At 65.7% G+C, this 25,343-nt stretch carries 20 protein-coding genes; 15 read left to right on the top strand and 5 right to left on the bottom strand.

The genetic code is table 11. The annotated features are described in order from the left end of the window. Positions 1–11 precede the first annotated feature (11 nt). From metK to trmB, 3 genes are all read left to right on the top strand, one after another. Complete coding sequence (gene metK / locus ASE00_RS17445; protein ID WP_056382706.1) at positions 12–1,226, top strand: methionine adenosyltransferase; 1,215 nt, start codon at positions 12–14, stop codon at positions 1,224–1,226. Positions 1,227–1,306: 80 nt separating this feature from the next. Next, positions 1,307–1,876 carry a class I SAM-dependent methyltransferase gene (locus ASE00_RS17440; protein ID WP_056383354.1) on the top strand — a complete coding sequence of 190 codons (570 nt, stop codon included), beginning with the start codon at positions 1,307–1,309 and terminating at the stop codon, positions 1,874–1,876. Then, on the top strand, positions 1,869–2,549 hold the full coding sequence (trmB, locus tag ASE00_RS17435) for a tRNA (guanine(46)-N(7))-methyltransferase TrmB (RefSeq protein ID WP_056382704.1): 681 nt from the start codon (positions 1,869–1,871) through the stop codon (positions 2,547–2,549). Before ASE00_RS17440 ends, trmB begins: the two co-directional genes overlap by 8 nt. Positions 2,550–2,671: 122 nt before the next feature. Here the strand turns inward: trmB and ASE00_RS17430 are convergent, their stop codons facing one another. Beyond that, positions 2,672–3,220, bottom strand: coding sequence for a TIM barrel protein (locus tag ASE00_RS17430; protein WP_162256489.1), 549 nt, complete (start codon positions 3,218–3,220; stop codon positions 2,672–2,674). A 112-nt stretch (positions 3,221–3,332) separates the two neighbouring features. On the opposite strand from ASE00_RS17430, the gene ASE00_RS17425 reads away from it, so the two are divergent. Both ASE00_RS17425 and ASE00_RS23590 read left to right on the top strand, forming a co-directional pair. After that, positions 3,333–6,803: an indolepyruvate ferredoxin oxidoreductase family protein gene (locus tag ASE00_RS17425; RefSeq protein WP_056382700.1), complete on the top strand. Its 3,471-nt coding sequence runs from the start codon at positions 3,333–3,335 to the stop codon at positions 6,801–6,803. Between the two features lie 9 nt (positions 6,804–6,812). Then, positions 6,813–8,189, top strand: coding sequence for an FAD-linked oxidase C-terminal domain-containing protein (locus tag ASE00_RS23590; RefSeq protein WP_056382698.1), 1,377 nt, complete (start codon positions 6,813–6,815; stop codon positions 8,187–8,189). On the opposite strand, the gene ASE00_RS17415 is transcribed toward ASE00_RS23590, so the two are convergent. Then, the gene (locus ASE00_RS17415; protein WP_056382696.1) at positions 8,186–8,854 is read right to left on the bottom strand and encodes a TetR/AcrR family transcriptional regulator; all 669 of its coding nucleotides are present in this window, start codon (positions 8,852–8,854) and stop codon (positions 8,186–8,188) included. The genes ASE00_RS23590 and ASE00_RS17415 overlap by 4 nt on opposite strands. 201 nt (positions 8,855–9,055) lie before the next feature. On the opposite strand from ASE00_RS17415, the gene ASE00_RS17410 reads away from it, so the two are divergent. The 4 genes from ASE00_RS17410 to ASE00_RS17395 are packed head-to-tail and all read left to right on the top strand — an operon-like array spanning position 9,056 to position 15,187. Then, positions 9,056–11,368, top strand: a complete 2,313-nt coding sequence (locus tag ASE00_RS17410) for a TonB-dependent receptor (protein WP_056382694.1) — start codon at positions 9,056–9,058, stop codon at positions 11,366–11,368. Positions 11,369–11,379: 11 nt separating this feature from the next. Further along, a complete protein-coding gene (locus ASE00_RS23900; protein ID WP_056382693.1) occupies positions 11,380–12,837 on the top strand; it encodes an amidohydrolase family protein in 1,458 nt (485 codons plus the stop codon). Positions 12,838–12,840: 3 nt separating this feature from the next. After that, entirely contained in the window at positions 12,841–14,154 is a 1,314-nt protein-coding gene (gene fahA, locus ASE00_RS23895; RefSeq protein WP_056382691.1) for a fumarylacetoacetase, read from the top strand. Between the two features lie 28 nt (positions 14,155–14,182). Beyond that, a complete protein-coding gene (locus ASE00_RS17395; RefSeq protein ID WP_056382689.1) occupies positions 14,183–15,187 on the top strand; it encodes an MBL fold metallo-hydrolase in 1,005 nt (334 codons plus the stop codon). Between the two features lie 65 nt (positions 15,188–15,252). On the opposite strand, the gene ASE00_RS17390 is transcribed toward ASE00_RS17395, so the two are convergent. Continuing rightward, positions 15,253–15,957: a thymidylate kinase gene (locus ASE00_RS17390; protein ID WP_056383353.1), complete on the bottom strand. Its 705-nt coding sequence runs from the start codon at positions 15,955–15,957 to the stop codon at positions 15,253–15,255. 258 nt (positions 15,958–16,215) lie between these two features. On the opposite strand from ASE00_RS17390, the gene ASE00_RS17385 reads away from it, so the two are divergent. Next, positions 16,216–17,088: an alpha/beta hydrolase gene (locus tag ASE00_RS17385; protein ID WP_056382687.1), complete on the top strand. Its 873-nt coding sequence runs from the start codon at positions 16,216–16,218 to the stop codon at positions 17,086–17,088. A gap of 11 nt (positions 17,089–17,099) precedes the next feature. Further along, entirely contained in the window at positions 17,100–17,669 is a 570-nt protein-coding gene (locus ASE00_RS17380; RefSeq protein ID WP_056382685.1) for a cupin domain-containing protein, read from the top strand. A gap of 115 nt (positions 17,670–17,784) precedes the next feature. On the opposite strand, the gene ASE00_RS17375 is transcribed toward ASE00_RS17380, so the two are convergent. Beyond that, entirely contained in the window at positions 17,785–19,860 is a 2,076-nt protein-coding gene (locus ASE00_RS17375; RefSeq protein ID WP_082594814.1) for a TonB-dependent siderophore receptor, read from the bottom strand. A gap of 413 nt (positions 19,861–20,273) precedes the next feature. Between ASE00_RS17375 and ASE00_RS17365 the strand changes: the two genes are divergently transcribed. The 3 genes from ASE00_RS17365 (at position 20,274) to ASE00_RS17355 (ending at position 24,019) form a co-directional block, all read left to right on the top strand. Continuing rightward, complete coding sequence (locus ASE00_RS17365) at positions 20,274–22,022, top strand: amidohydrolase (RefSeq protein WP_056382680.1); 1,749 nt, start codon at positions 20,274–20,276, stop codon at positions 22,020–22,022. 159 nt (positions 22,023–22,181) lie between these two features. Further along, on the top strand, positions 22,182–22,655 hold the full coding sequence (locus ASE00_RS17360; protein ID WP_056382679.1) for a hypothetical protein: 474 nt from the start codon (positions 22,182–22,184) through the stop codon (positions 22,653–22,655). Then, the gene (locus tag ASE00_RS17355; RefSeq protein ID WP_082594813.1) at positions 22,652–24,019 is read left to right on the top strand and encodes a metal-dependent hydrolase family protein; all 1,368 of its coding nucleotides are present in this window, start codon (positions 22,652–22,654) and stop codon (positions 24,017–24,019) included. The genes ASE00_RS17360 and ASE00_RS17355 overlap by 4 nt, the downstream gene beginning before the upstream one ends. Positions 24,020–24,023: 4 nt before the next feature. Here ASE00_RS17355 and ASE00_RS17350 read toward each other — a convergent pair whose 3' ends face one another. Further along, on the bottom strand, positions 24,024–24,914 hold the full coding sequence (locus ASE00_RS17350) for a LysR substrate-binding domain-containing protein (protein WP_056382677.1): 891 nt from the start codon (positions 24,912–24,914) through the stop codon (positions 24,024–24,026). Positions 24,915–25,035: 121 nt separating this feature from the next. Between ASE00_RS17350 and ASE00_RS17345 the strand changes: the two genes are divergently transcribed. Then, on the top strand, positions 25,036–25,343 hold a 308-nt coding region (locus tag ASE00_RS17345), incomplete at its 3' end, for an alcohol dehydrogenase catalytic domain-containing protein (RefSeq protein ID WP_156405486.1).

The raw sequence follows: 25,343 nt of genomic DNA, 5'->3' as shown, positions 1-25,343 counted from the left end.
AGTCAGTACCAATGCGCAGCAACTATCTCTTCACGTCCGAAAGCGTGTCCGAAGGCCATCCCGACAAGGTCGCTGATCAGATTTCCGATGCGATCGTCGACCTGTTCCTGTCGAAGGATCCGGAAGCGCGCATCGCCTGCGAGACGCTGACGACCACCCAGCTCGTCGTCCTGGCCGGCGAGATCCGCTGCAAGGGCGTCTATGAGAATGGCGCCTGGGCCCCCGGCGCGCAGGACGAGATCGAGAAGACGGTGCGCGATACGGTGAAGCGCATCGGCTATGAGCAGGACGGCTTTCACTGGGAGAGCTTCCGCTTCGAGAACAACCTGCACGGCCAGTCCGCGCACATCGCGCAAGGCGTCGATGCGAGCGGCAACAAGGACGAGGGCGCAGGCGACCAGGGCATCATGTTCGGTTTCGCCTGCGACGAGACGCCGGATCTGATGCCGGCGACGCTCTATTACAGCCACAAGATCCTCGAGCAGATGGCGGCGGACCGCCACTCGGGCAAGGCCCCCTTCCTCGAGCCCGACGCCAAGAGCCAGGTCACGCTGAAGTTCGAGAATGGCAAGCCGGTCGCTGCGACCGCGATCGTCGTCTCCACCCAGCATGGCAAGGGCTATGACGAAGGCGCGAACGAGGCCGAACTGAAGAATTATGTGAAGGCGGTGGTGGCCGATGTGCTGCCCGCCTCGCTGCTCTCCGATCAGACCGTCTATCATATCAACCCGACCGGCAGCTTCGAGATCGGTGGCCCGGATGGCGACGCAGGCCTGACCGGCCGCAAGATCATCGTCGACACCTATGGCGGCGCCGCCCCGCATGGCGGCGGCGCGTTCAGCGGCAAGGACCCGACCAAGGTCGACCGCTCGGCCGCCTATGTCACCCGCTATCTGGCGAAGAACATCGTCGCCGCCGGGCTTGCCCGCCGCTGCACGATCCAGCTTGCCTATGCGATCGGCGTGTCCGAGCCGCTGTCGCTCTATGTCGACACCCACGGCACCTGCGCCGACGGCGTCACCGACGCGGCGATCGAGCAGGCGATCGGCAAGATCGAGGAACTGGGCGGGCTCACCCCGCGTGGCATCCGCACCCATCTCGGCCTCAACAAGCCGATCTATTCGAAGACGGCCGCTTATGGTCATTTCGGCCGGACGCCCGAAGGCGACTTCTTCCCTTGGGAGAAGACCGACCTCGCCGACAAGCTCAAGGCGGCGCTGGCCTGACGAAGATAGGGCGGCGATGACCGTTGCCGCCCGACCCGGCAGCCACTAAGGCACGGCCATGGCCGCTTTGACGCATGCCCATGTCTGATCTCGCGGCTTTCCTGCGCGCCTGGGCCAAGGATCCGCTCGGCATCGCCGCGGTTGCGCCCTCGAGTCCCGCGCTGGCAAAGCTGATCACCGCCGAGATCAATCCGGACATGGCGCCGGTCATCGAACTCGGGCCCGGCACCGGGGTCTTCACCAAGGCGCTGCTCGCGCGGGGGTTGAAGCAGTCCGACCTGATCCTGATCGAATATGAAGCCGATTTCGCCCGGCTGCTCGCCGCACGCTTTCCGCAGGCGACGGTGCTGCGCGGGGACGCCGCGCGGGTCCGGCGGCACCGCGCGCTGCTCGGCGGCGGGCTGGCGGGCGCAACGATCTCGGGCCTGCCGATCCTCAACATCAGCGCGCGCCAGCAGATGATGATCATGCGCGGCTGCTTCGACCTGATGCGCCCCGGCGGCCGCTTCTATCAATTCACCTACAGCCCGATCAGCCCGATCCGCCGGCCCGTGCTCGACCGGCTCGGCCTCAAGGCGCGGCGGCTGTCGAGCACGCTCCGCAATCTGCCGCCCGCCGCCGTCTATGAGATAAGCCGCCTCGATGAATGATCCGCTTTCGATCCGCCGCCTCTATGGCCGGCGGCAGGGCCACAAGTTGCGCCAGGGACAGGCCGAGCTGGTCGAACGCCTGCTGCCCGACATCTCGGTCCCCGGCGACGGCGCGCTGACCGCGCGGGCGCTGTTCGGCGACGATCGCCCTATCGAGCTGGAGATCGGCTTCGGCAAGGGCGAGCATATGGCGTGGCAGGCGATGAACCGCCCCGGCCATGGCTTTATCGGTTGCGAGCCCTTCCTCGACGGTGTCGTCGGCGCCCTGATGAAGATCGACGAGGAGGATATCGACAATATCCGCCTGCACATGGGCGATGCGATCGAGGTGCTCGAAAGGCTGCCCGACGCCTCGCTCGAACGCGCCTGGCTGCTCCATCCCGATCCCTGGCCCAAGGCGCGCCATGCCAAGCGCCGCTTCATGAATGCGGGGCCGATCGGCCTGATCGCGCGCAAGCTCAAACCCGGCGGCGAATTCCGCTTCGGCACCGATCACCCCGTCTATGTCCGCTGGGCGATGATGGTGATGGGGCAATCCCCCGACTTCGACTGGCTCGGCGAAGCTCCTGCGGACTTTCTCGTGCGTCCGGACGACTGGCCCGAAACCCGTTACGAAGCCAAGGCGCGCGGCAAAGGGCATGAGGTCTGGTACTTCCGGTACCGGCGGAAGTAGAGCGCAACGGTCGGGCAAGGTCGTGGCGATGCGATTTCGCAGCGCCCCGCTTTGTCCATTCCGGGAAAGCTGATCCTGCTTTGCCGGGCTCATGCCACGGCACCCCGAAGATAAGGGCGGGCTCAGCCGAGCCCGGCGCTGGTATCCGCGCGCGGCCGATATTCGCAGCCGAGGAAGCCGTCATAGCCCAGCGCCATCAGGCGATCGATTGCGGCGCGATAAGGCAGTTCCCCGGCATCGGGTTCGTGACGCCCCGGCACCCCGGCCAGCTGGACATGCACCAGAACCATGCGGCAGCGTTCGATGGTGCCGATCACGTCATCCTCGGTCAGCATCGCGTTGTAGAGGTCGAGCTGAAGCCGGACATTGTCGCGTCCGCAGGCTGCGATCAGCCGCAGCGCGTGGCCAACATCGACGACGTGATAGCCCGGCCGATCGATCGGATTGAGCGCCTCCAGCGTCAGCGTCCTTCCCGCCTGCCGGGCTCGTGCGGCGGCGCGGTCGAGATTGGCCAGGAACAGATCGTCGGCCGCTGCCGGGCTCAAGCCGGCGGGCGGGCGCCCAGCGAGGAAGTGGATCATCGGCACGTCGAGCGCGGCCGCCTGGTCGAGCGGCTGTCCCACCGCCGCATTCACGTCGGCCTCGCGGCCCGGCACCACGAGTCGGATCATGCAGCCCTTCGCTAGCTCTCCCGGACCCTCGGGGCCTCCTCTCATATGATTGTCGCATATGTGACAGCAGGGGGTTCGGGACGATCCTATAAGGACGGCGGGAGAACAGGATATGCAAAGCACCGCCGCCGTCTCGCTCGACGACAAATGGACCGTGACCAGAGGCCGGATCTTCCTGAACGGGACGCAGGCGCTGGCGCGCGTGCTGCTCGCGCAGGCCTGGCTCGACAAGCGCGACGGGCTCGACACTGCGGGCTATGTCAGCGGCTATCGCGGCTCGCCGCTAGGCAATGTCGACACCACGCTCTGGTCGATCGGCAAGCGCCTAGACGCGACCGGCATCCGTTTCCAGCCGGGTGTCAACGAGGATCTTGCCGCCACCGCGATCGCCGGGACGCAGCAGATCGACCAGTTGCCAGGCGCGCGGCATGACGGTGTCTTCGCCGCCTGGTACGGCAAGGGGCCGGGCGTCGACCGCGCGGGCGACGCCTTCAAGCACGGCCATTATGCGGGTGCGCACGCCAAGGGCGGGGTCGTCCTCTTCTATGGCGACGACCATGCCGGCAAGTCGTCGACCGTCGCGCATCAGAGCGAACAGGCGATCGCCGCCAATGTCATCCCATCCTTCTACCCCGCCCATGCGGGCGAGATCCTCGAATATGGCTTGCTGGCGCTGGCGCTGTCGCGTCACTCGGGAATGTGGACGGCGGTAAAATGCGTCAACGAGGTTACCGAGCAGACGGCATCGGTCGACATCGACCTCGACGCTTTCGCGCCGGTGCGGCCGCCCGTCACGTCGGTGCCGCCGGAGGGGCTGCATGCCGGCAAGCGCGCGTTCAATCCGCTTCGTGCCGAGCAGATCGTGCTCGACTATCGCTTGCCGCTGGTCATTCCCTTCGTCCGCGCGAACCGGATAGACCGCACGGTGTTTCGCGCGCCGACCCCGCGTCTCGCCATCGCCAGCGCGGGCAAGAGTCATGGCGACGTGATGCAGGCGCTCGCGCTGCTCGGGCTCGATGCAGCGCGCGCCGCCGCGCTTGGCGTTTCGCTCTACAAGATCGGGTGCATCTGGCCGCTCGACGGCGAAAGCCTGGCCGGTTTTGCGCGCGGGCATGACACGCTGCTGATCGTCGAGGAGAAGAAGAGCTTCATCGAGGCGCAGGCCGCCGCGGCGCTGGTGAACAACCGGACCGCGCCGCGCCTGATCGGCAAGGCCGATGAGGATGGCGCGCCGCTGTTGTCTCCGGTCCTGCCACTCGAGCCCGCCGACATCGCGCTGGTGATCGCCGAGCGGCTGGCGCGGCTTGGCCTGGCAGATGCCCCGCTGGAGGCGGCAACGGCACGCCTCGCACCCCCGCCGGCCGCCGCGCAGGGCAACGCCGCCGCGCCGCGCCGCAGCCCCTTCTTCTGTTCGGGCTGCCCGCACAACCGCTCGACCCGCCTGCCCGACGGCAGTCTGTCGATGACCGGCATCGGCTGTCACACCATGGCGCATTTCGTAGCCCCCGACCGGGCGTTGCTGCCGACCCAGATGGGGGCCGAAGGCACCAACTGGATGGGCCTCGCGCCGTTCACGAACACGTCGCACATCTTCCAGAATATGGGCGACGGTACCTATTATCATTCGGGCCTGCTCGCGATCCGCGCCGCGGTCGCCTCGGGCGTCAACATCACTTACAAAATCCTTTATAACGACGCGGTGGCGATGACCGGCGGGCAGCCTGTCGATGGGCCGCTGTCGGTCGCCGAGATCGCCCAGCAGGTCCGCCATGAGGGCGTCGAGCGCATCGCGGTGCTGAGCGACAATCCCGATCATCACCGGCGGGAGACAGGATTTCCGTCGGGTGTCACCATCGCCCACCGCGACGAGCTCGACCGCGTCCAGCGCGAATTGCGCGAGTTCAAAGGCTGCAGCGTGCTGATCTACGAGCAGACCTGCGCCGCCGAGAAGCGCCGCCGCCGCAAGCGCGGCACCTTCCCCGATCCCGCCAGGCGCATGTTCATCGCCGAAGAGGTTTGCGAAGGCTGTGGCGACTGCTCGGTGCAATCGAGCTGCGTCAGCATCGTGCCGAAGGAGACGGCGCTGGGCCGCAAGCGTGCGATCGACCAGTCGAGCTGCAACAAGGACTATAGCTGCGCGGAGGGCTTCTGCCCCTCCTTCATCACCGTGCGCGACGCAGAGCCGCGCAAACCCAAGGGCGCCAACGTCGACGACGGATTGTTCGCGGCGCTGCCCGAACCGGTGATCGCAGATGCCGCCTGCAACATCATGGTCGCGGGAATCGGCGGCACCGGCGTGATCACGGTCGGGGCACTGATCGGCATGGCGGCGCATCTCGACGGGCGGGCGGCGTCGCTGTTCGACATGACCGGCCTCGCGCAGAAGAACGGCGCGGTTTTCAGCCATATCCGGATCGCGGCGTCCCCCGGCGACATCCATGCCCAGAAGCTTGGCCGGGGCGAGGCGGACGTGCTGCTCGCCTTCGACCTGATCGCCGCGCTCTCGCCCGAGGCGGCATCGACGATCGCGCAAGGGCGCACGCGCGCGATCGCCAACAGCGCGGTGCTGCCCACCGTCGCCTTCCAGTTCGATCGCGACGCTGTGCCCGAGCCCGAGATATTGCTCGGCCGCCTCGCTGCGACGATTGGCCGGGACCGGCTTACCACGATGGATGCGGCCGCGCTGGCGCTCGGCCTCACTGGGGACACGATCGCCGCCAATCTGATGGTGGTGGGAATGGCGTCGCAGCTGGGGCTGCTGCCGGTGACGCCTGCCGCACTCGAACAGGCGATCGGCCTGAACGGGGTCGCGGTGAAGCTCAACCTGACCGCCTTCCGGCTGGGACGATTGTTCATCGCCGATCCCGATCGGGTCGAGTCGCTGATCCGCAAGCCCGCCGCACAGCCGTTGCCGCAGACGCTCGACGAGATCATTGCCCACCGTTCGGCGCATCTCACCGGATATCAGGGAACAGCGCTGGCGGAGCGTTATCGCGAAAGCGTCGCGGCGGCACAGGCGGCGGAGCAGCGCGTGGCGCCGGGATCAGACGCACTCGCGCTGGTCGTCGCGCGCAACCTTGCAAAGCTGATGGCGATCAAGGACGAATATGAAGTCGCGAGGCTGCTAACCGATCCGGCGCTCCACGCCCGGATCGCCGGGACGTTCGAGGATGGCGCGCGGCTGAGCTTCAACATGGCGCCGCCCTTCCTGCCCGGGCGTTCCCCCAATGGCCGTCCGCGCAAACGCGAATTCCCGAAATGGCTCGTCTTCCCGGCATTGCGCCTGCTGGCGGCGGTGCGAGGGGTGCGCGGCACCGCGCTCGACGCCTTCGGCTGGACCGCCGAGCGCCGAGCCGAACGCGCGCTGCTGCATGACTATGAGGCGCTGGTCGATCGCACGCTCGCCAGGCTGACCGCCGACAATCTGCCCCAGGCGATCGCGCTGCTCGACGAGGTGGCCGCGGTGCGCGGCTTCGGTCCGGTCAAGCTCGCGGCGATGGACGCCTATCGCGACAAGATCGCCGCGGCCGAAGCGCGGATGGCGGAACGCGCCGCACAGCAGCCCGAAATGGCGGCGGGCTGAGGGGTCAGCATGAAGCTTTCCGATCTGGCCGTCGCCGCCTTGCGCGCCGCTATCGGCGATCGTCTTCAACTCGGCGATGCGATCCGCAACCAGCATGGATCGAGCGAGGCGCATTTCCCGGTGATGCCGCCCGATGCGGTCGCCTTCCCGCGCACGACCGAGGAGGTCGCCGCGCTGGTCCGCATCTGCGGCGAGTATGATCTTCCGATCGTCCCCTATGGCGCCGGCACCTCGCTCGAGGGGCAGGTGGCGGCGGTGGCGGGCGGCCTGTGCATCGACCTGTCGGAGATGAACGCGATCGTTACTGTCCATGCCGAAGATCTCGACTGTACCGTCCAGGCCGGGGTGACGCGCGAGCAGCTCAACGAATATCTGCGCGACATGGGGCTGTTCTTCCCGATCGATCCCGGCGCAAACGCGACGATCGGCGGAATGGCGGCGACGCGCGCCTCGGGCACCAATGCGGTGCGCTATGGCACGATGCGCGAGGCGATCCTTTCGCTTACCGCGGTTATGCCCGATGGCCGCATCGTCCGCACCGCCCGGCGTGCACGCAAGTCGGCGGCGGGCTATGATCTCACCCGGCTGCTGATCGGATCGGAAGGGACGCTCGGCGTCATCACCGAAGTCACCCTCCGGCTGCACGGCATTCCTGAGACAATCTCATCGGCGGTCTGCGCGTTCGACACGCTCAAGGGCGCGGTGGACACGGTCATCCTCGCCATCCAGATCGGCGTGCCCGTCGCCCGGATCGAGTTCGTCGATGAGGTCCAGATCGCGGCGATAAACGCCTATGCAAAGATGGATCTCGCCGTGAAGCCGACGCTGTTCTTCGAGTTCCATGGCTCGGCGGCTTCCGTGGCCGAACAGGTCCAGACGGTCGGTGAGATCGCCGCCGGCAATGGCGGCGGCGCCTTCGAATGGTCGAACCTGCCCGAGGAGCGTTCCCGGCTCTGGAAGGCGCGCCACCAGGCCTATTATGCGGGGCTCGCGCTGCGCCCGGGATCGACCGGCTGGGCGACCGATGTCTGCGTACCGATCAGCCGGTTGGCGGAATGCATCGTAGAGACGCGCGCCGATCTCGATGCGGTAGCCATCCCGACGCCGATCGTGGGCCATGTCGGCGACGGCAATTTTCACGTCCTTTTCGTGCTCGATCCCGACAATCCTGAGGAGGCGGCGCAGGCGGAACGGCTGAACGCCCGGCTGGTCGAACGCGCACTGGCGATGGATGGCACCTGCACCGGCGAGCACGGCATCGGTCTCGGCAAGCAGCAATGGCTGGTCGAGGAACATGGCGAGGGTGTGGATGTGATGCGCGCGATCAAGCAGGCGCTCGATCCGCGGGGACTTTTCAACCCGGGGAAGATTTTCAGCCGGCCTTAGTCGGCGTCCGTGCCGCACAGCGTCTCGAAGGCGATCGCCGAGACTGTCACCGCCTGCTCGGTAAGGCGCTCGATGGCCTTTTCTGACATGCGATGTCGGCGCTGCACCGCGGACATCGCCGTGACGCCGACCGATAGCTCGACCACCTCATAGATGCGGTTGCGCGATGCATTGGGGAACAGCTTGGCGAGAACGTCGACATAGAGTTCGCGCACCGCCGTCAGCCGCTCCTCAAGCACCTCGACGGCGGGCTCGGGTATCACCAAGTGCAGATTGATGACGATCCGGATATAATTGTAACCGGTGTCGGTGCTGGCCTCTTGAAGCAGCGCGCCGAGATATCCGCGAAGCAGCCGCCGGACATGTTCCTCGTGGCTGAGGCTGCCGGATAAAGCTTCGATCGCGTCGAGCGCCGCGATGCGCCGTGCCTGGACCCGGGAAAGCGCGGTGTCGACGACGGCGCGGTACAGCGCGTCCTTCGACCCGAAATAATAGTTTGCCGTCGAATTGTTGACGCCCACCTCGCGCTGGATCGCGCGCTGGCTCGCGCCCTGGATGCCATGCTCGGCGAAATGCCGGGCCGCGACGTCGATCAGCCTGTCGCGGACGCTCGGCGCGGACGGATCGTCCGGTAGCGGAGCTACGGTTGAGGCGCTGGTCGTCATCGTTTTTCCCTGCCGCAAGCGCCGGATGATGGCAAGCTCGACTTTTATTCAACCGGGTGGTTGATAAAAAATAGGGTTTTACGGGAGCGCGCGACGAATTTGGGCCAATATCCCTGGCAGCTTGACAAAATCATCGCATGAGATCATTCAACCGGTTGAACGGTGATGCCAAACAGGCACGGGTCGAAGGGAGAGATCGATATGGTTCGCACGCTTGCAGCAGTTGGAGTTGGGGCATTGGCCTTCGCACTGGCGTCGGCGGCTGCGGCGCAGGAGCCCGCTGCGGGCGCCGCCGCAGTGCAGGCGCCAGCCCAGGATGCGACGAATGAAGGGCTCGGCGAGATCGTCGTCACCGCGCAGAAGCGCTCCGAATCGCTGCAAAAAGTTCCGCTGGCGATCACCGCGGTCACCTCGTCCGATCTCGCCCGCAGCGGGATCACCGACCTGCAGGGCGTCGTCGCGGTCGTCCCCAACCTCAATCTGGGCCAGCAGCTGGGCGTCGCCAAGATCGCGCTGCGCGGCATCGGGCTGGAAAATATCGCGGCGGGCGCGGAGGGCAGCATCGCCTTCCATGTCGACGGCGTGTTCGTCTCGCGGTCGATTGCCGCGCTGTCGAGCTTCTATGACATCGAGCAGGTCGAGGTGCTGCGCGGGCCACAGGGCACGCTCTATGGCCGCAACGCGACCGGCGGTTCAATCAACCTCACGACCAAGGGGCCGACGCAGGACCTGTCGGGCTATGCCAATCTGACGCTGGGCAATTACAGCCGGATCGTCGCCGAAGGCGCGGTCAGCGGCGCGATCGTGCCCGATCTGCTGTCGGCGCGCATCGCCTTCCAGACTCAGGACCGCGACGGCTACGGCAAGAACATCGTCACCGGCCGCGACATCGACGATCTCAAGACGCGCGCGATCCGGGGCAGCCTGCAATTCACCCCGTCCGATCGGCTGACGATCGATGTGAAGGCCGATTATTTCCGCGAGCGCGACCGCTCGGGCGGCTATCATTATGGCGGCGGCGGCGGCTTCTCCGCGCCCGGCGTCCCGATAGTTCCGACCGGTCTGGCGCTTGGCGGTACGGTGCCCACCGATCCGCGCGACATCAGCAACGATGTCGATCCCCGCAATCGGGTCGATTTCTGGGGCGTGAGCGGCAAGATCGCCTATGATCTGGGCGGCGGCACCGAGTTCCGCTCGCTGACCGCCTATCGCCACACCAAATATCGCACGCTGACCGATCTCGATTCGACCAGCGCCTTCGTCGCCCCAGTCACTCAGGCCGAGACCGATTATCAGGTCAGTCAGGAATTCCAGCTGTCGGGCAAGAGCGACCGGCTCAGCTGGATCGTCGGCCTCTATTATTTCCATGAGAATGACGAGGGGGTTCAGGACATCCCCTTCAACAACATCATCATCGGTTTCCCCGCCCCAGGCACCTTCGTCCAGGGCTTCAACGCGGGCGGCACGATCAAGACCGACGCGCTCGCCGCCTTCGGCCAGGCGAGCTACGAGATCGTCGACGATCTGCGCCTGACCCTCGGCGCGCGCTACAGCTCGGAGAAGAAGACCGATCACGACTTCTTCTCGTTCGATGTGTTCACCCCCTATGATCCCACGGTGCCGCCAAACGCCTTCACGGCGGATCGCGCCAAGCGCTTCAAGTCGTTCACGCCGCGCATCGCGCTCGATTATCAGGTGACGCCGGGCACTCTGCTCTATGCGTCTTGGTCGAAGGGCTTCAAGTCGGGCACCTATAATCTCGGCACGCTGGCCTCGCCGGTCGACCCGGAGAAGGTCAGCGCCTTCGAAGGCGGCATCAAGTCGACCCTGTTCGATCGCCGCCTCCAGCTCAACCTCGCCGGCTTCCATTATGATTATAAGGACCTCCAGATCGGCAAGGTCGTCGGCCAGAACGTCGTCCTGGAAAATGCCGCCACCGCCAAGATCTACGGTCTCGAAGCCGAGCTGCGCGCGAAGCTGACCCCCGAGTTTGAGATCAACGCCAACGCCGCCTGGCTCCACGCCCGCTTCGACAAATATGTCAGCGCCGATCCCGCGCGCGCCTTCGGCGACGGCGTCACCTTCGTGGATGCGGCGGGCAATGTCCTGCCCAATGCGACCGCCGCCACGCCGGGCGCGGTTCCGGCCTTCAACCTGAAGGGCAACAGCCTGTCGCAGTCGCCCGACTTCACCTTCTTCGTCGGCGCGCAATATCGCATCCCGACCACGCTCGGCCAGTTCACGCTGCGCGGCGAAGTCTCGTGGCGCGACCGGGTCTACTACACGCCGTTCAACGTCAAATATGTCAGCCAGGCCGCGAACACGAAGCTCAACGCCTTCCTGAACTGGGAATCGAACGACGAGCATTGGCGAGGCTCGCTGTTCGTCAAGAACCTCACCGACAAGACTACGCTCGGCAACGCCTATATCAGCTCCGGCCTCGTTGGCTTTCCGATCAACGGCTATCTTGAGGACCCGCGCACCTTCGGCCTGACGGTCGGCTACAAATTCTGAGGAGAATATCGATGGGCAGCCAAGGCAAAACCCTCATTCGTGGCGCGACGATCGTCAGCATGGACCCGGCGGTCGGCGATCTGAAGGGTGACATCCTGATCGTGGGCGATCGCATCGCGGAGATCGCACCGTCGATCTCCGCCGACGACGCCGAGGTGATCGACGCCACCGACATGATCGCCAGCCCGGGTTTCGTCGATACCCACCGCCACACCTGGCAGACCCAGCTCAAGGGTGTGGCGATCGACTGGAGCCTGTTCGACTATACCTGCCTGATGCGCAGCATGTACTCGGTCTGCTACAATGCCGAGGACGCGTATGTGGGCAATTATGTCGGGGCGCTCGACGCGATCAACGCGGGGATCACCTCGCTCGTCGACCATAGCCATTTGCAGATCACGCCCGATCATTCGGACGGCCTGGTCAACGGGCTGAAGGACGCGGGCATTCGCGGGGTGATGTGCTACGGCGTCTACCGCAATCCGAAATACAACCCCGGCGACAAGCTCAACCAGGCGATGATCGTCTCAGACGTGTCGGGGCCGCTGGAGGATTTCCATCGCGACAATGCTGCACGGGTGCGTGCGCAGCATTTCGCGTCCGACGACGGCTTGCTGCGCTTCGGCATCGCGTCGAGCGAATATGCGACCTTCACCGACGTGAAGCCGATGGTGGACGAGATCAAATGGGCGCGCACGCTGCAGCCCGCGATGATCAGCATCCACGCGCATTTCGGAGTCAACGAGGATTTCCGCATCGTTTCCGGACTGCATGACCATGGGCTGCTTGGCGAGGATCTGCTCTTCGTCCATGGCGCGCATGTCACCGATCGCGATCTTCAGCTTCTCAAGGATCATGGCGGCTGGCTGTCGACCACGCCCGAGACCGAATTGCAGATGGGTATGGGCTATCCGGTCCTCGAACGCGTCGTGGAAAGCGGCAGCACGCCGTCGCTGGGTATCGACATTGCTTCCAACTTCGCGGGCGACATGTTCGCGCAGATGCGGGTGATGCTGCAGACGATGCGCTTCCGCCATTATGAGACCGCCAATGCCGGCATCCCGATCGCGTCGCGCTATGCCGCACGCAACATGCTCGAATTCGCGACCCTGGGCGGCGCGCGGCAGATGGGCATCGACGGCATTACCGGCAGCCTGACGCCGGGCAAGAAGGCCGACATCATCCTCACGCGGATGGACAGCGTGAACATGAGCCCGGTCACCGATCCGGTGGCGGCGCTCGTCTTCTACGCCGACGCCAACGATATCGACTCGGTGTGGATCGACGGCGTCGCGCGCAAGCGCGGCGGCAAGCTGACCGGCATCTCCTGGCCCGCCGTCCGCAAGCGGCTCAACGCCTCGCGGGATCATATCCTCGACCAGTTTGCGCGCATCTCGGAAGCCGATATCCGGGGCGCCTGGGCGCCGATCTGGGGCCTCGAAACCCCCGCCATCGAACCCGCGATCTGACCGATGATCCTCGACAGGACGCATGACGCCGCCCGGCGGAGTTGGGTAGACTCCGCCAATGGCGGGGACAGCGATTTCCCGATCCAGAATCTCCCATTCGGCATATACAGCCGCGACGGCGGCGGGCCCCGGCCGGGTGTCGCGATCGGCGACATGATCGTCGATCTCCGCGCGGTTGGCGCCGCCGGGCTGATCGGCCCGGAATGGGCGACGCTGCTGGCGGGCGATGATCTCGACGCGCTGCTGCGCGCGGGCGTCGGCACGATCGGCCTGCTGCGGTCGGCGGCGGGCGATCTGCTCGACACTGCCGCCGATCCGGCGATCCGCGCGGCGATCGAGCGGAGCGCGCTCGTCCCGATGGCGGCGGCGCAGATGCACGTGCCGACTTCGGTGCCGGGCTTTACCGATTTCTTCGCGGGCATCTACCATGCGGAGGAGGGCGGTCGGCTGACCAAGGCCGACCCGCCACTGACCCGCAACTATGGCGCGATGCCGCTTGGCTATAATGGCCGCGCCTCCTCGGTACGGATCAGCGGGGAACCGGTGCGGCGCCCGCTCGGCCAGCCACCGGTCGATGGGGCGCCCGAATTCGGACCGAGCCGCTGGCTCGATTTCGAACTGGAGCTGGGCGTCTATGTCGCGCAAGGCAATGACTTGGGCGCGCCGATAGCGATCGCCGAGGCCCGGGACCGGATCGCTGGCTATTGCCTCGTCAACGACTGGTCGGCACGCGACATCCAGTTCTGGGAGAACCAGCCGCTCGGCGCGTTCAACTCGAAAGGGTTCAGCACCACCGTCTCGCCCTGGATCGTCACCCAACAGGCGATGGCCCCGTTCCGCGCCCCGTTGATGGACCGCTTGCACGGCCATCCCGCGCCGCCGCGCTACCTGTCCGACGCCGACGATCAGGCGCAGGGCGGGCTCGACATCCAGCTGGAGGCATGGCTGTCGAGCGCTGCGATGCGCGACGCGAATATGGGGGCGGTCCGGATCACCGCCACCAATGCCCGCCATCTCTACTGGACCTTCGCGCAGATGATCGTCCAGCATAGCTGCGGCGGCACCAATTTGCGCAGCGGCGACCTGATCGCTTCGGGCACGATATCTGGCCCGACGCGCGAGCAGTCCGGCAGCATGGCCGAGCTCAGCGCGGTCGGCACGATCGCCATCCCGCTGCCCACCGGCGAGACGCGCGGCTTCCTCGAGGACGGCGACGAAGTGAGCCTGCGGGCGCGCTGCGTGCGCGACGGCTTCGTGCCGATCGGCTTCGGCGAATGCTCCGGGCGTATCATCGCGGCGCCGGCCGTCCCCAACTGACAGACGGCCGTCGTGCCGGGAGATTTTAATGAGTGACGCTTTCACCTACGGCCTTCATGAGATCGGCCGTGATATCTGGGCCTGGCTCCAGCCCGATGGCCAATGGGGCTATTCGAATGCCGGGCTGATCACCAACGGCGATCATTCGCTGCTGGTCGATACGCTGTACGATCTGAACCTGACGACGCGGATGTTGACGGACATGCGCGACGCGACGCCCGCCGCGCGGCAGATCGACATGCTCGTCAATTCGCATGCCGATGGCGATCACACCTATGGCAATCAGCTTGTGAAGGGCGCGCGGATCATCGCCTCGGCGGCCACCGCCAACGAGTTCTTCGCCGACCGGCCCGAACGGCTGCGCGAAGTCCTCGCCAAGGCGGATATGCTGGGCGAAGGCGCGCAATATATCGCCGCCTATATGGGCGGCGGGCGCTTCGACTTCGACGACGTCGTCACCACCCCGCCGACCGAAACCTATGAGCGCGAGGCCCTGCTCAAGGTCGGCGACAAGGATGTCCGGCTGTATAATGTCGGTCCTGCCCATACCGCCGGGGACACGCTGATCCATTCGGTGCACGACAAGGTCGTCTACACCGGCGACATCCTTTTCAACGACGGCCATCCCGCGATCTGGGCGGGCTCGATCGATGGCTGGATGGCCGCCTGCGATCTGATTCTCAGCCTCGACGTCGATATCGTCGTGCCGGGGCATGGCCGGCTGACCGACAAAAATGGGGTGCGGACCTTCAAGGCCTATCTGGAGATGCTCCGCCGCGAGGCGCGGCTGCGCTTCGAGGCCGGGATGACGGTGGAAGAGGCCGCGGCGGACATCGTCTTCGAACCGCCCTTCGATAGCTGGATCCTGCCCGAACGGATCGTCGGCAGCATCAACTTCCTCTACCGCCAATGGGGTAGCCCGCATGCCGAGCCCGATTTCCTGAAGATGTTCGACATGATCGCCCGCTATGCGAACCGGCGCGCCGAATGCCTGAGCGGGCGGCACAGCGCGACTTGCGGACACGCACACTAACCCGATCATCGAGCGATCGGGCTGCCGGGGCGATTCCGGATTGGGCGGGGGTCGGTCCTGCAGTCTCAGGCCAGTTTCGCCCGCGGTGTTTCCCCGCCCGCATCCAGCCGCTCGACGACATGTCCTACTATTTCCGCTGCGATGTCGAGCGGCGCGCGCAGGCTGCCGTCCACACGGGTGTGGACGACGTGCCAGGGACCGGCGAGGCCGGTGCGGGCCATTTCGGCATAGTTGCGGCGGACCGCGTTCTGCAGCGCGATGTCGGCCTCATGCTGGTCGAACTGGTCGTCGGTGTAGGAGCGTTTGTCCTTGAGCAGCATCAGCTTGCGGGCTTCGTCGAGCGGGGTGTCCAGATAGATCGACAGGTCCGGCGGAACGACGCCGAACGCCTCGGTCTCCAGCGCGAAGATCCACTCCATCATGGCCGCCGCTTCGCCGGCCGTGACCTTCGATGCCTGGTAGACCATGTTCGACGCGATGTAGCGGTCGAAGATCACCACATCGTTGGCCGCCGCGGCTTCCGCGACGAACCCCACCGATTCGAGGCGATCCAGACCGTAGAGCACAGCCGCTGCCTTCGGCGTCACCGGCACCGGCAGGCGGCCCGCCAGGAACTCCCCGAGCGTCACGCCGCCGACCGTGTCGCGGTAGCGCGGGAAGGAGATCACCGTCGCCGACAGGCCGCGCTGAACGAGCGCGTCGCGCAGGTTTCCTGCGGCCGTCGCCTTGCCCGCGCCGTCTGCGCCCTCGATCGCCACGAGCAGGCTCATGCGGCGGTTCTCCGCCCGGCATTTGGGTGGCTGGCGATGTTCGGCAAGACGGCGGATCCTTTCATCTTGCGGCCAGCATAGCAGCATCTCTGCGGTGCGCGAGATCGAACCGCGATGGGCCGCTCGTCCATTGGCTTACCCGCGAGGCGGCCTTTTTACCCGTCACCGCTCTGGCGGCGGCGCGCCGAAGCGGTTTCTATGGCAGGATGGGAGCCCGCGCGCGTCCGCGGCGGGCAAGGGCCTGACGGAGGGTTGCCGATGACCTGGCGGTGGACGGGACTGGCCTCGGCCTTGGCGATCGCTCTGGCTCCGGCGGCGCATTCGGCGGTGCAACCGGCGGAGGCGTCCTATACCATGGCGTCGACCCAGATGTGGGACATGACTGCCGGCAACGGCGAGGTCTATCGCATCTCCGTTTCCTTTCCGAGCCAGGGCGAGGCGCCGCCGAATGGTTATCCGGTGCTCTACGTGCTCGACGGCAACGCCGCCTTCGCAGGGTTCGCGGCGGCCCGCTGGATCCAGGAATATCAGCCGGTCGGCAAGATGATCGTCGTCGGGGTCGGTTACCCGACCGACAAGGCCTATGATCAGCGGCGCCTCTACGACCTGACCCCGGCGATGCTCGATCCGCCGCCGCAGGCGTGGAAGGATCTCAGCAAATATCGCAGCGGCGGGCAGGACGTCTTCCTCGACTTCCTGACCGGCAAGCTGCGCACCGAGATCGGCCGACGCTTCCGGATCAATCCCGAGCGCCAGTCGCTGTTCGGCCATTCGCTGGGCGGCATCTTCGTGCTGCACACGCTGTTCACCCGCCCGCAGGCTTTCTATTCGCTCGTCGCCGCGAGCCCGTCGATCGAATGGAACGATCAGGGCATATTGCCCGAGGAACGCGCCTTCGCCGCCCAGCTCACCAGCGGCAGGATCCGCAATCCCAGCCGTCTGCTGGTCGTCGTCGGCGGGCGCGACGTCGATGACGATCCCTATGCTGGCGAGGCCTTCGCGCGGCGGATGGACCTGCTCTCCGGCCATGGTCTGCGCTCGCGCCTGCGCCGCTATGAGGAGGAAGGACACATCACCGTGCCCGCGCGATCGGTGACCGACGTGCTGCGCTTCGTCTCCGAGGGTTATTGAGGGGACCGCTGATGGGCGATCGTGGGCCGCGCACCCCGCTGATCAGCCGCCGCAGCGCGCTTGCGGCAGCGGGGGCCTGTTTCGCGATGGCGAGCCAGAAGGCGCTGGCCGCGATGGAGCCGCGGGCTGCTCCCGTTCCGCGTCCTGCCGGACGCAAACCGGCCTTCACCAAAGAGGCGGAGGCCGACGGCATGGTCGAGATCACGGGCATCCACAATGGCAAAGGCAAGGGGAAGGCGCGGATCTTCCGTTTCGCCGATCAGTCCGCGCCCGCCTATTTCATGATCTATGATCTTCCGCCCGGCGCGAGCGAAGGGGTGCATGTCCACTTCCTCGACAACCGGAACGAGGAAGGGTCGTTCGACGAATATTATTATGTCATCAGCGGCCAGGGGCAGATGGAGATCGACGGGAAGATCTTGCCGGTCGTCCAGGGAGATCACGTCCACACCCCGCTCGAGGTCGCGCACGGAGTGGAGAATAGTCATGCGACCGACAATCTGCGCATATTCCTGACGTTCATCCAGCGCGGATCCGAAACCCCCTGGACGAAGAGCTACCGCCCGAAATCCCCGGCCTGACGGCGCTGTCCCGGCCAGAGCCATCCTCCCGCGACGCATCGGCGATCACCTGACAAGGAAAACCCGCGCCGCCGAAGGGCAGCGCGGGTCAGGGAGGTAACCGCTTGCGCGCGGATCAGAAGCGGTAGGTCAACGTGCCTTGCACGGTGCGAGGTTCGCCATTGGCGCAGAAACCGAAATTATAGCAGGTCGGATAATATTGATCGTCGAGCAGGTTGAGCGCGTTCACCTGCAGCGTCCAGTTGCCGTAATCGACCGCTACGATCGCATCGACCAGCGTGTAGCTGGGCGTCACGAGGCGGAAGAAGGGAAAGGCTGCCGGCGTCCCCGACTGCTGCTTGCCGACATAGCGGACGCCGCCGCCATAGCGGAGCGACAGTTCATCGGTGATGGCGGTCGTCTTCGTCGCGAATAGCCCTGCGGTATCCTTCGGGGTGTTGTCCCGCTGTCGGAACTCACCCGACTGCTTGACCGTGCCGTGGGCGTAGTTGGCGGTCAGGCTGATATCCTTGGCGACATTATGGTCGAGCTGGAATTCGAAGCCCTTCGACTTGGTCGACCCCGTCTGGACCTGGTTGAGCGGATTGTTCGGATCGGTGCGAAGGGCATTGTCTTCCTTCAGCGTATAATAGGTCGCCCGCAGCAACGTGGTCTTATAGGGCTGCCACTTGACGCCGACTTCCTTCTGCTTGCCAGACAGCGGTACATAGGAATTGCCGAACTGGTTCAGGCCCGAAACCGGCAAGAAGGATTCCGAATAGCTGACATAGGGCGCCAGCGTCGGGGTGACGTTGACGGTCAGGCCCGCCCGCTTGGTGGTCTTCTTGTCGACCGCGCGGGGCGAGAAGCTCTCGGTCTTGGTCACGCGGTCGCGGCGGATGCCGAGCACGAGCGAAGCGATCTCGCCGAAATCGATCTGATCCTGAGCATAGAAGCCGGTCTGCTTCACGACCTGCCGCGTCTGCGGAAAGTAGAAGGGCTGCGGCGCGGTGCCATAGACCGGATTGTAGATGTTGATCGGCGTGGTGACGTCGAAGGCCTGGCGCGCCAGCTGGCGGAAATAGGAATAGTCGACGCCGGCCAGGAATTTGTGCGTGACGGGACCGGTGTCGAACTTCACCGCGATGTTGTTGTCGCTCTGGAAGGTCCGGTAATGGGCCTTGATCGCGAAAATGTTGCGCGGAACGATCGTCTTGGCCGGATCCAGGAACGGGTCCAGCGGGTTCGCATAAGGTGCGACATAGACTTCGCGCTGATCGGTGAACGCTTTGGAGTAGCGGGTCGAGCTGGCGAAGCGGATCGCGTCCGAGAATTCATGGCTGATCAGCAGGGTCGCCGCGCCGTTCTTCTTGTAACCCTTACCGTTGATGTCCGGCTCGCCGAGGAAGCGGCTGCCCGGAACCCGGCGTCCAGGCGCGGCGAGGATCGACGCCGGCAGCGGCACGACATTGTAGTTGGGCGGGTTCTTATCGCGCTGGTAGATGCCGAGCGCGGTGACCTCGGTCTTCTCGCTGGGCTTCCAGGTGATCGCCGGCTGGAACAGCACGCGATTGTTGGGGATGTAATCGATGCGTGAGTCCGAATCGCGGGCCAGCGCGACCAGCCGCACCGCGATCGTGTCGCTCAGCGGGCCGTAGACATCGACCACGCCTTCCTTGCGGTTGAAGCTGCCATAGCTGGCGCTGACGCTGCCGCCGAATTCGAAGAGCGGCTTCTTGCTCTGCATGTTGGTGATGCCGCCCGAGCTGCCCGCGCCGTACAGCACCGATGCCGGGCCGACGAGCAGTTCGATGCGCTCAAGCGCGTTGACATCGGCGCGGGGCAGATAGACGAAGCCGAAGTTGCGCTTCAGGCCGTCGACATAAAGCACCGATTCGAAACCGCGCAGATAGTTGAAGTCGCCGAGCGAGTTGTCGTTGCCGCCCGCGACGCCCGCGGTGTAGCTGAGCGCTTCCACGATCGAGCGCGCGCCGATGGTCTCGATCTGCGCGTCGGTGACGATGTTGATCGACTGCGGGATACGCAGGATCGGCGTGTCGGTCTTGGTCGCCGTGGTGGCGCGGGTCGCGGTGACGATGATGTCCGTATCCGCCGATTGGGCGTGCGCGGGTGCAATGGACGTCAGCGCCAATATCGACGCGCCTATCGATGCTCGAACCTTCGTCAACTTGCGCTTGTTTTCACTGCTCATGAAGACCCCCTTTTCCCTATATTGCGACCTAAGACACGGACTTCAAAGGAAGTCCTGGAATTCCGACCACCGCTTGCTCACGGATTTTCTAGCCCTTGAAGTGTAACCGCGATGTCCCGGCGCCGTTGATCGAATTTGGGTAGATTTCGATTTTCGACGGGTAGAGCAGGCGGGTAATTGGAGGGTTTTGGGATGCTGGGCGGCAGGCGCTTCATTACCCGGCGGGCCCCGGAGCTGGCACTTTCGCGAACGCACGCGAGCGCAGGTTCGGCTTACCCGTCTTGGCCCGGCGTTACCCCAAAATCCGCGTGGAGCCGGGCTGCTGCTATATGTTCAATGTGAGCGGGCGGCTGCGTCCGCAAATCGAAAAATCGGCGTCTCTTTCGTTCGAAGCCGATGGCTAGGGGTGCATCATGACGTTGTTTCGAATTGCCAGGAAGACAGGCTTCTCCGCACTGGCATTGGCGATTGCTGGCGCGTCCGGCGCCTCGGCCGCGACCGGGCAGGCGGCGGCCGACCTGATCCTCACCAACGCCCGCGTCTACACCGTCGAAAAGACGCTGCCATGGGCGCAGGCGGTGGCGGTCAGCAACGGCAGGATCGTCGCGGTCGGCTCGGCGGCGCAGGTTGCGCGCCGCAAGGGCGCGGGCACCCGGGTCGTCGATCTCGGTGGCAAGATGCTGATGCCCGCGTTCGGCGATGCGCATAACCACCCCTTGTTCGGTGGCCTGAGCCAGGCGCGCTGCCCGATCCACAGCGGCAAGACCGTCGAGGATTATAAGAAGCTTATCGCCGCGTGCGTCGAAAAAGCACCGGCGGGCGGCGGCATCGTCTATGGTCTCGGCTGGACCGAGACGGTGTTTCCCGATGGTTCGCCGCGCAAGGAAACCCTCGACGAGATCAGCCGCGACCGGCCGATCGCGATCGGATCGGGCGACGGCCACAGCATGTGGGCCAATTCGAAGATGCTCGAATTGGCCGGCATCACCAGGGACACGCCGGACCCCGCCGGCGGCAGGATCATCCGCGACCCGAAGACGGGCGAGCCGACCGGCCATCTGGCCGAAGAAAGCGCGATGGCGCTGGTCGAGAAGCTGGTCCCGCCGCCGACCGCCACGGAAATCCAGGGTGCGATCGTCTGGGTGCTCAAGCATTTCAACGGCATCGGCATCACCAACTGGCATGATGCAGGCGTCGACATCGACGATGACGGCAGGAGCGCCGTGATCGAGGCCTATCGCGTCGTGAAGGACAAGGGGGTGCTGACCAGCCATGTCGCCATCGACCAGAAGTGGAAGAATGATCGCGGGCTCGAGCAGATACCGTCCATCCTGCGCGGTGCCGAGCGCGCGAAGAGCTACGGCCTCAACGCTTACAGCGTGAAATATTATCTCGACGGCGTGATCCCGCAGCATACCGCCGCGATGCTCGCGCCCTATGAAGGCACGTCGGAACGCGGCAAGGCCACCATCGCTCCCGCGATGCTGAGCGACGCGATAAGCGCGCTCGATGCCAAGGGCGTCCAGGCACATATCCACGCCATCGGCGATGCCGCGGTGCGCGAGGGTCTCGACGCCTTCGCGGCGGCGCGCCAGCGCAACGGCATGAGCGACACCCGCCCGATGATGTCGCACATGAACGTAATCGATCCGGCGGACCAGCCGCGCTTCGGACAGCTCCGCGCCTATGCGGTGTTCCAGCCGCTCTGGGCGAGCAACGAAGCCTATATGGACCTGAGCAAGGCGGCGATCGGGCCGAAGCGTTCGGGCTATATCTATCCCGCGGGCAGCGTGGTGCGGGGCGGCGGCAAGCTGGCATATGGCGCGGACTGGCCGGTGGCTTCCGCCAATCCGCTCGAAGGGATCGAAGTGGCGCTGACCCGTAGCAACCATGCGCATCCGGAGCTGGGCCCGCTGCTACCCGGCGAAGCCGTGACACTGCCTGAAGCGATTGCCTCCTATACGATCCATGTCGCCGAGGTTAATCACAACGACAAGCAGACGGGGTCGATCGCGCCGGGGAAAAGTGCGGATCTGATCGTCATCGACCGCAACCTTTTCGACATCCCCGCCAATCAGATATCGCAGGCCAAGGTCCTGCTCACGCTATTCGCTGGCCGCGCCGTGTTCGGGGACCTGGAGGCCGTCAACGGCAACAAATAGCGGCAGCCAAGAGGGACGCGATGACCGTCGCCAGCGAGCCGCCGCGCTGTCGTCCCGGCTGAGTCGGCTTACCCGTTTGCGGCCGGGCGTCACCCGCCTGAGCCGATTGTCGCACCGCGCCTGCGGAGGCACGATCCGCCGGCAAACAGGGAGGCATTCATGCTCGGCAGATTTTCCTTCGTCATGCTCGCTCTTGCCGGAGCGGCGCTGACACCATCCATCGCCGGCGCCGCATCCGCCCCGGCCGGGAAGGTCGAGATGACCACGCCGATGTTCGAGATGTTCCGCCTCGTGCCCGGCAAGGCCGAAGCCTTCATCCGCGGCGTGGCCGATTATGACAAGGTCAGCATCGCGGGCGGCCAGCCGACGACGCAACTCTTCCTCCATGCCGGCGGCGAAGGCTGGGACGTGCTGCTCTACAAGCCGTCGCGCCCCAAGCCGACGCCGGCGCAGGAGGCGGCGATGGCGGCAAAGATCAAGGAACTCGGCCTCTCCAGCGGTTCGATCTACTTTCTAGAGGTTCGCGAGCAGATGGCCGATCATGTCCATTTCGAAGCCAGCGGGCCGACCACCGCGGCGGAGTGGCTCGCTAATCTCGATCGCGAGCGCGCCGAGGCGAAGGCAGGGAAATGACCCGGGCGGGCGGCCCGACCCGCCGGGCGATCCTGGGCGGCCTTGCCGCGCTGCCTTTGCTCGGCGCGGCGGACGGGGAGGGGGCGCCGCCGGTCACCCTGATCCGCAACGTCCAGATTTTCGACGGGACGGGCAGCGCTCGCCAGCCTCGCAATGTCCGTATCGCGGGCAACCGCATCGATGCCGTCTCGGCGGGCGATATCCCCGCCCCGGCGGGCGCAACCGTCATCGACGGCGCCGGCCAGACGCTGATGCCGGGGCTGACCGATGCGCACTGGCATATGGCGGCGGTGAAGGGCGTGCCATGGATGGGTTCGGACGATGGGCTGGCCATCGCACTGATCCTCAAGGATGCCGAGCGCCAGCTGATGCGCGGATTCACCACCGTGCGCGACACGGCGGGATCGGTGTTCGGGGTGAAGGCCGCAATCGATCGCGGGGTCGTGCCGGGGCCGCGCTGCTACCCGAGCGGAGCGGCGATTTCGCAGACTTCGGGTCATGGCGATCCGGGGCCGATCGACGAGTTGCCGGCGACGCTGGGCGGCGATGTCTCGCGCAACCAGCGGCTCGGCATGACCGCGATCGCCAATGGCGTGCCCGAAGTGCTTGCTGCGACCCGCCAGCAGTTCAAGCGTGGCGCGTCGCAGGTCAAGATCATGGCGGGCGGCGGGGTCACGTCCGATCACGATCCGATCGACACCGTCCAGTTCACGCCCGAGGAGATGCGCGCGATCGTCCAGGTCGCGACCGACTGGGGCAGCTACGCCTGTGCGCATGCTTATACGCCGGCCGGGGTTCGCCGCTGTCTGGAGGCGGGCGTGCTGTCGATCGAGCATGGCCATGCCATCGACGACCGCACCGCCGCGCTGATGGCCGAGAAGGGGGCATGGCTGTCGAGCCAGCCCTTCGAACGCGGCGATAATAGTCTGACCGCCGAGCAGCAGATCAAGGCCGAGGAGTCGCTCGGCCCAGGCGGCTGGCAGGCGAGCGTGCGGCTCGCGAAGAAGCACGGCGTCAGGCTCGCCTTCGGCACCGATCTGTTCGGGCGAACCCCGGCATCGCGGACCGAAAATGCGATGCTGCCGCGGCTCGGCGCGATCTTTCCCAATGCCGAGGTCCTGCGTATCGCGACGTCGGGCAATTGCGCGCTGTTCGCGCAGAGCGGCAAGCGCGATCCCTATCGCGCGGCGCCGCTCGGGGTGATCCGCGAAGGTGCCTGGGCGGACATGCTGGTGGTGCGCGGCAATCCGCTCGACGACCTGCGCCTGCTCGAGGATTTCGAGCGCAACCTGCTGATGATCGTCAAGGACGGTGTCATCCACAAGAACCTGATGCCCGGCGGCGGCGCACCTTTCCGGTCCTGACGGTTCAGTCGCGCGTTCGGGCGAGCGCGGCGGGGAGTTCGAGGCGGAGGAGGTCGATCAGCGCGCTGATCTTCGGCTGCAGGTGGCGGCGCTGGGGATAGACCGCCCAAATCGGTTCGGCGTCGGGGGCATGGTCCTCCAGCAGCGGCTCCAGTTTCCCTTGGGCGATCAGCGGCAGCACATAGAATTCGGGCAACTGGCAGATGCCCATGCCGGAGAGCGCGGCCTCGACCACTGCGCTGCCGCTGTTGCACCGCCACCGCCCTTTGGGCCGGTAGATCTCCTCGCCACCCTGCCGCTTGAAATGCCAGGTCGAGGCGGTGCCGACCAGGCATTCGTGCCGGGCGAGATCGGCGATCCGGCGCGGGCGACCATGGCCGCGCAGATAGGCGGGAGCCGCGCAGCAGTGCAGCGTGCGCGAGGCGATGCGCGTGCCGATCAGGCTCGAATCGGCGAGATGCCCGGTGCGGATGGCAAGGTCATAGCCCTCGCCGACCAGATCGATGATCCGGTTGGTGAGTTCGATCGTAACGCTGAGCTTGGGGTGGCGTGCGGTAAACTCGCGCACCAGCGGCGCGATGAAGCGTTCGCCCATCGCGGTCGAACAGGTGATGCGCAATTCGCCCTGCGGTTCGCCGCGCTCGTCGATCAGCGCGATCGCCTCGTCGCGTTCCATGATGATCCGGCGGCAACTGTCGAGGAACACGCGGCCGGTGTCGGTCAGCCGCACGGTGCGGGTCGTGCGGTGGAGCAGTTGCGCCTGCACGCGCTGTTCGAGCCGTGCGACGGCTCGGCTCATATGGGTCGTCGACATGGCAAGGGCCTGCGCACCGCCCGAGAAGCTGCCCGCCGTCGCCACTGCCACGAACTCGTCGATACCGTCCCAGCGCGACATTGATTATCCCTCAATGGCAATAATGATTTGCATTTCTGCCTAGTTATCACGGTGGAGGGATATTGCTATCCGCGCTGGTCGATATCGGATGCCGCCCTTTCGGCGGAGCTGGGAGTGAATGATGAAAACCCGTGCAGCCGTCGCTTTCGAGGCGAAGAAGCCTTTGGAGATCGTGGAGTTGGACCTCGAGGGCCCGAAGGCGGGCGAGGTTCTGGTGGAGATCATGGCGACGGGGATCTGCCACACCGACGCCTATACGCTCGACGGCTTCGACAGCGAGGGTATCTTCCCATCGGTGCTGGGACATGAGGGCGCAGGCGTGGTGCGCGAGGTGGGCGCGGGTGTCACCAGCGTGAAGCCGGGCGACCATGTGATCCCGCTGTACACGCCCGAATGCCGCCAGTGCAAAAGCTGCCTCAGTGGCAAGAC

The sequence above is a fragment of the Sphingomonas sp. Root710 genome (assembly GCF_001429065.1).
Classification (GTDB): Bacteria; Pseudomonadota; Alphaproteobacteria; order Sphingomonadales; family Sphingomonadaceae; genus Rhizorhabdus.
This window is presented reverse-complemented; position numbering and strand designations above follow the sequence as displayed.

Bases quoted from the DNA above. Each gene is read 5' to 3' on its own strand.
- ASE00_RS17395 (WP_056382689.1), top strand. From the start codon at position 14,183: ATGAGTGACGCTTTCACCTACGGCCTTCATGAGATCGGCCGTGATATC.
- ASE00_RS17425 (WP_056382700.1), top strand. From the start codon at position 3,333: ATGCAAAGCACCGCCGCCGTCTCGCTCGACGACAAATGGACCGTGACC.
- ASE00_RS17375 (WP_082594814.1), bottom strand. From the start codon at position 19,860: ATGAGCAGTGAAAACAAGCGCAAGTTGACGAAGGTTCGAGCATCGATA.
- ASE00_RS17350 (WP_056382677.1), bottom strand. From the start codon at position 24,914: ATGTCGCGCTGGGACGGTATCGACGAGTTCGTGGCAGTGGCGACGGCG.
- ASE00_RS17430 (WP_162256489.1), bottom strand. From the start codon at position 3,220: ATGATCCGACTCGTGGTGCCGGGCCGCGAGGCCGACGTGAATGCGGCG.
- trmB (WP_056382704.1), top strand. From the start codon at position 1,869: ATGAATGATCCGCTTTCGATCCGCCGCCTCTATGGCCGGCGGCAGGGC.
- ASE00_RS17360 (WP_056382679.1), top strand. From the start codon at position 22,182: ATGCTCGGCAGATTTTCCTTCGTCATGCTCGCTCTTGCCGGAGCGGCG.
- ASE00_RS17440 (WP_056383354.1), top strand. From the start codon at position 1,307: ATGTCTGATCTCGCGGCTTTCCTGCGCGCCTGGGCCAAGGATCCGCTC.
- fahA (WP_056382691.1), top strand. From the start codon at position 12,841: ATGATCCTCGACAGGACGCATGACGCCGCCCGGCGGAGTTGGGTAGAC.
- ASE00_RS17390 (WP_056383353.1), bottom strand. From the start codon at position 15,957: ATGAGCCTGCTCGTGGCGATCGAGGGCGCAGACGGCGCGGGCAAGGCG.
- ASE00_RS23590 (WP_056382698.1), top strand. From the start codon at position 6,813: ATGAAGCTTTCCGATCTGGCCGTCGCCGCCTTGCGCGCCGCTATCGGC.
- ASE00_RS17380 (WP_056382685.1), top strand. From the start codon at position 17,100: ATGGGCGATCGTGGGCCGCGCACCCCGCTGATCAGCCGCCGCAGCGCG.
- metK (WP_056382706.1), top strand. From the start codon at position 12: ATGCGCAGCAACTATCTCTTCACGTCCGAAAGCGTGTCCGAAGGCCAT.
- ASE00_RS17385 (WP_056382687.1), top strand. From the start codon at position 16,216: ATGACCTGGCGGTGGACGGGACTGGCCTCGGCCTTGGCGATCGCTCTG.
- ASE00_RS17415 (WP_056382696.1), bottom strand. From the start codon at position 8,854: ATGACGACCAGCGCCTCAACCGTAGCTCCGCTACCGGACGATCCGTCC.
- ASE00_RS17365 (WP_056382680.1), top strand. From the start codon at position 20,274: ATGACGTTGTTTCGAATTGCCAGGAAGACAGGCTTCTCCGCACTGGCA.
- ASE00_RS23900 (WP_056382693.1), top strand. From the start codon at position 11,380: ATGGGCAGCCAAGGCAAAACCCTCATTCGTGGCGCGACGATCGTCAGC.
- ASE00_RS17355 (WP_082594813.1), top strand. From the start codon at position 22,652: ATGACCCGGGCGGGCGGCCCGACCCGCCGGGCGATCCTGGGCGGCCTT.
- ASE00_RS17410 (WP_056382694.1), top strand. From the start codon at position 9,056: ATGGTTCGCACGCTTGCAGCAGTTGGAGTTGGGGCATTGGCCTTCGCA.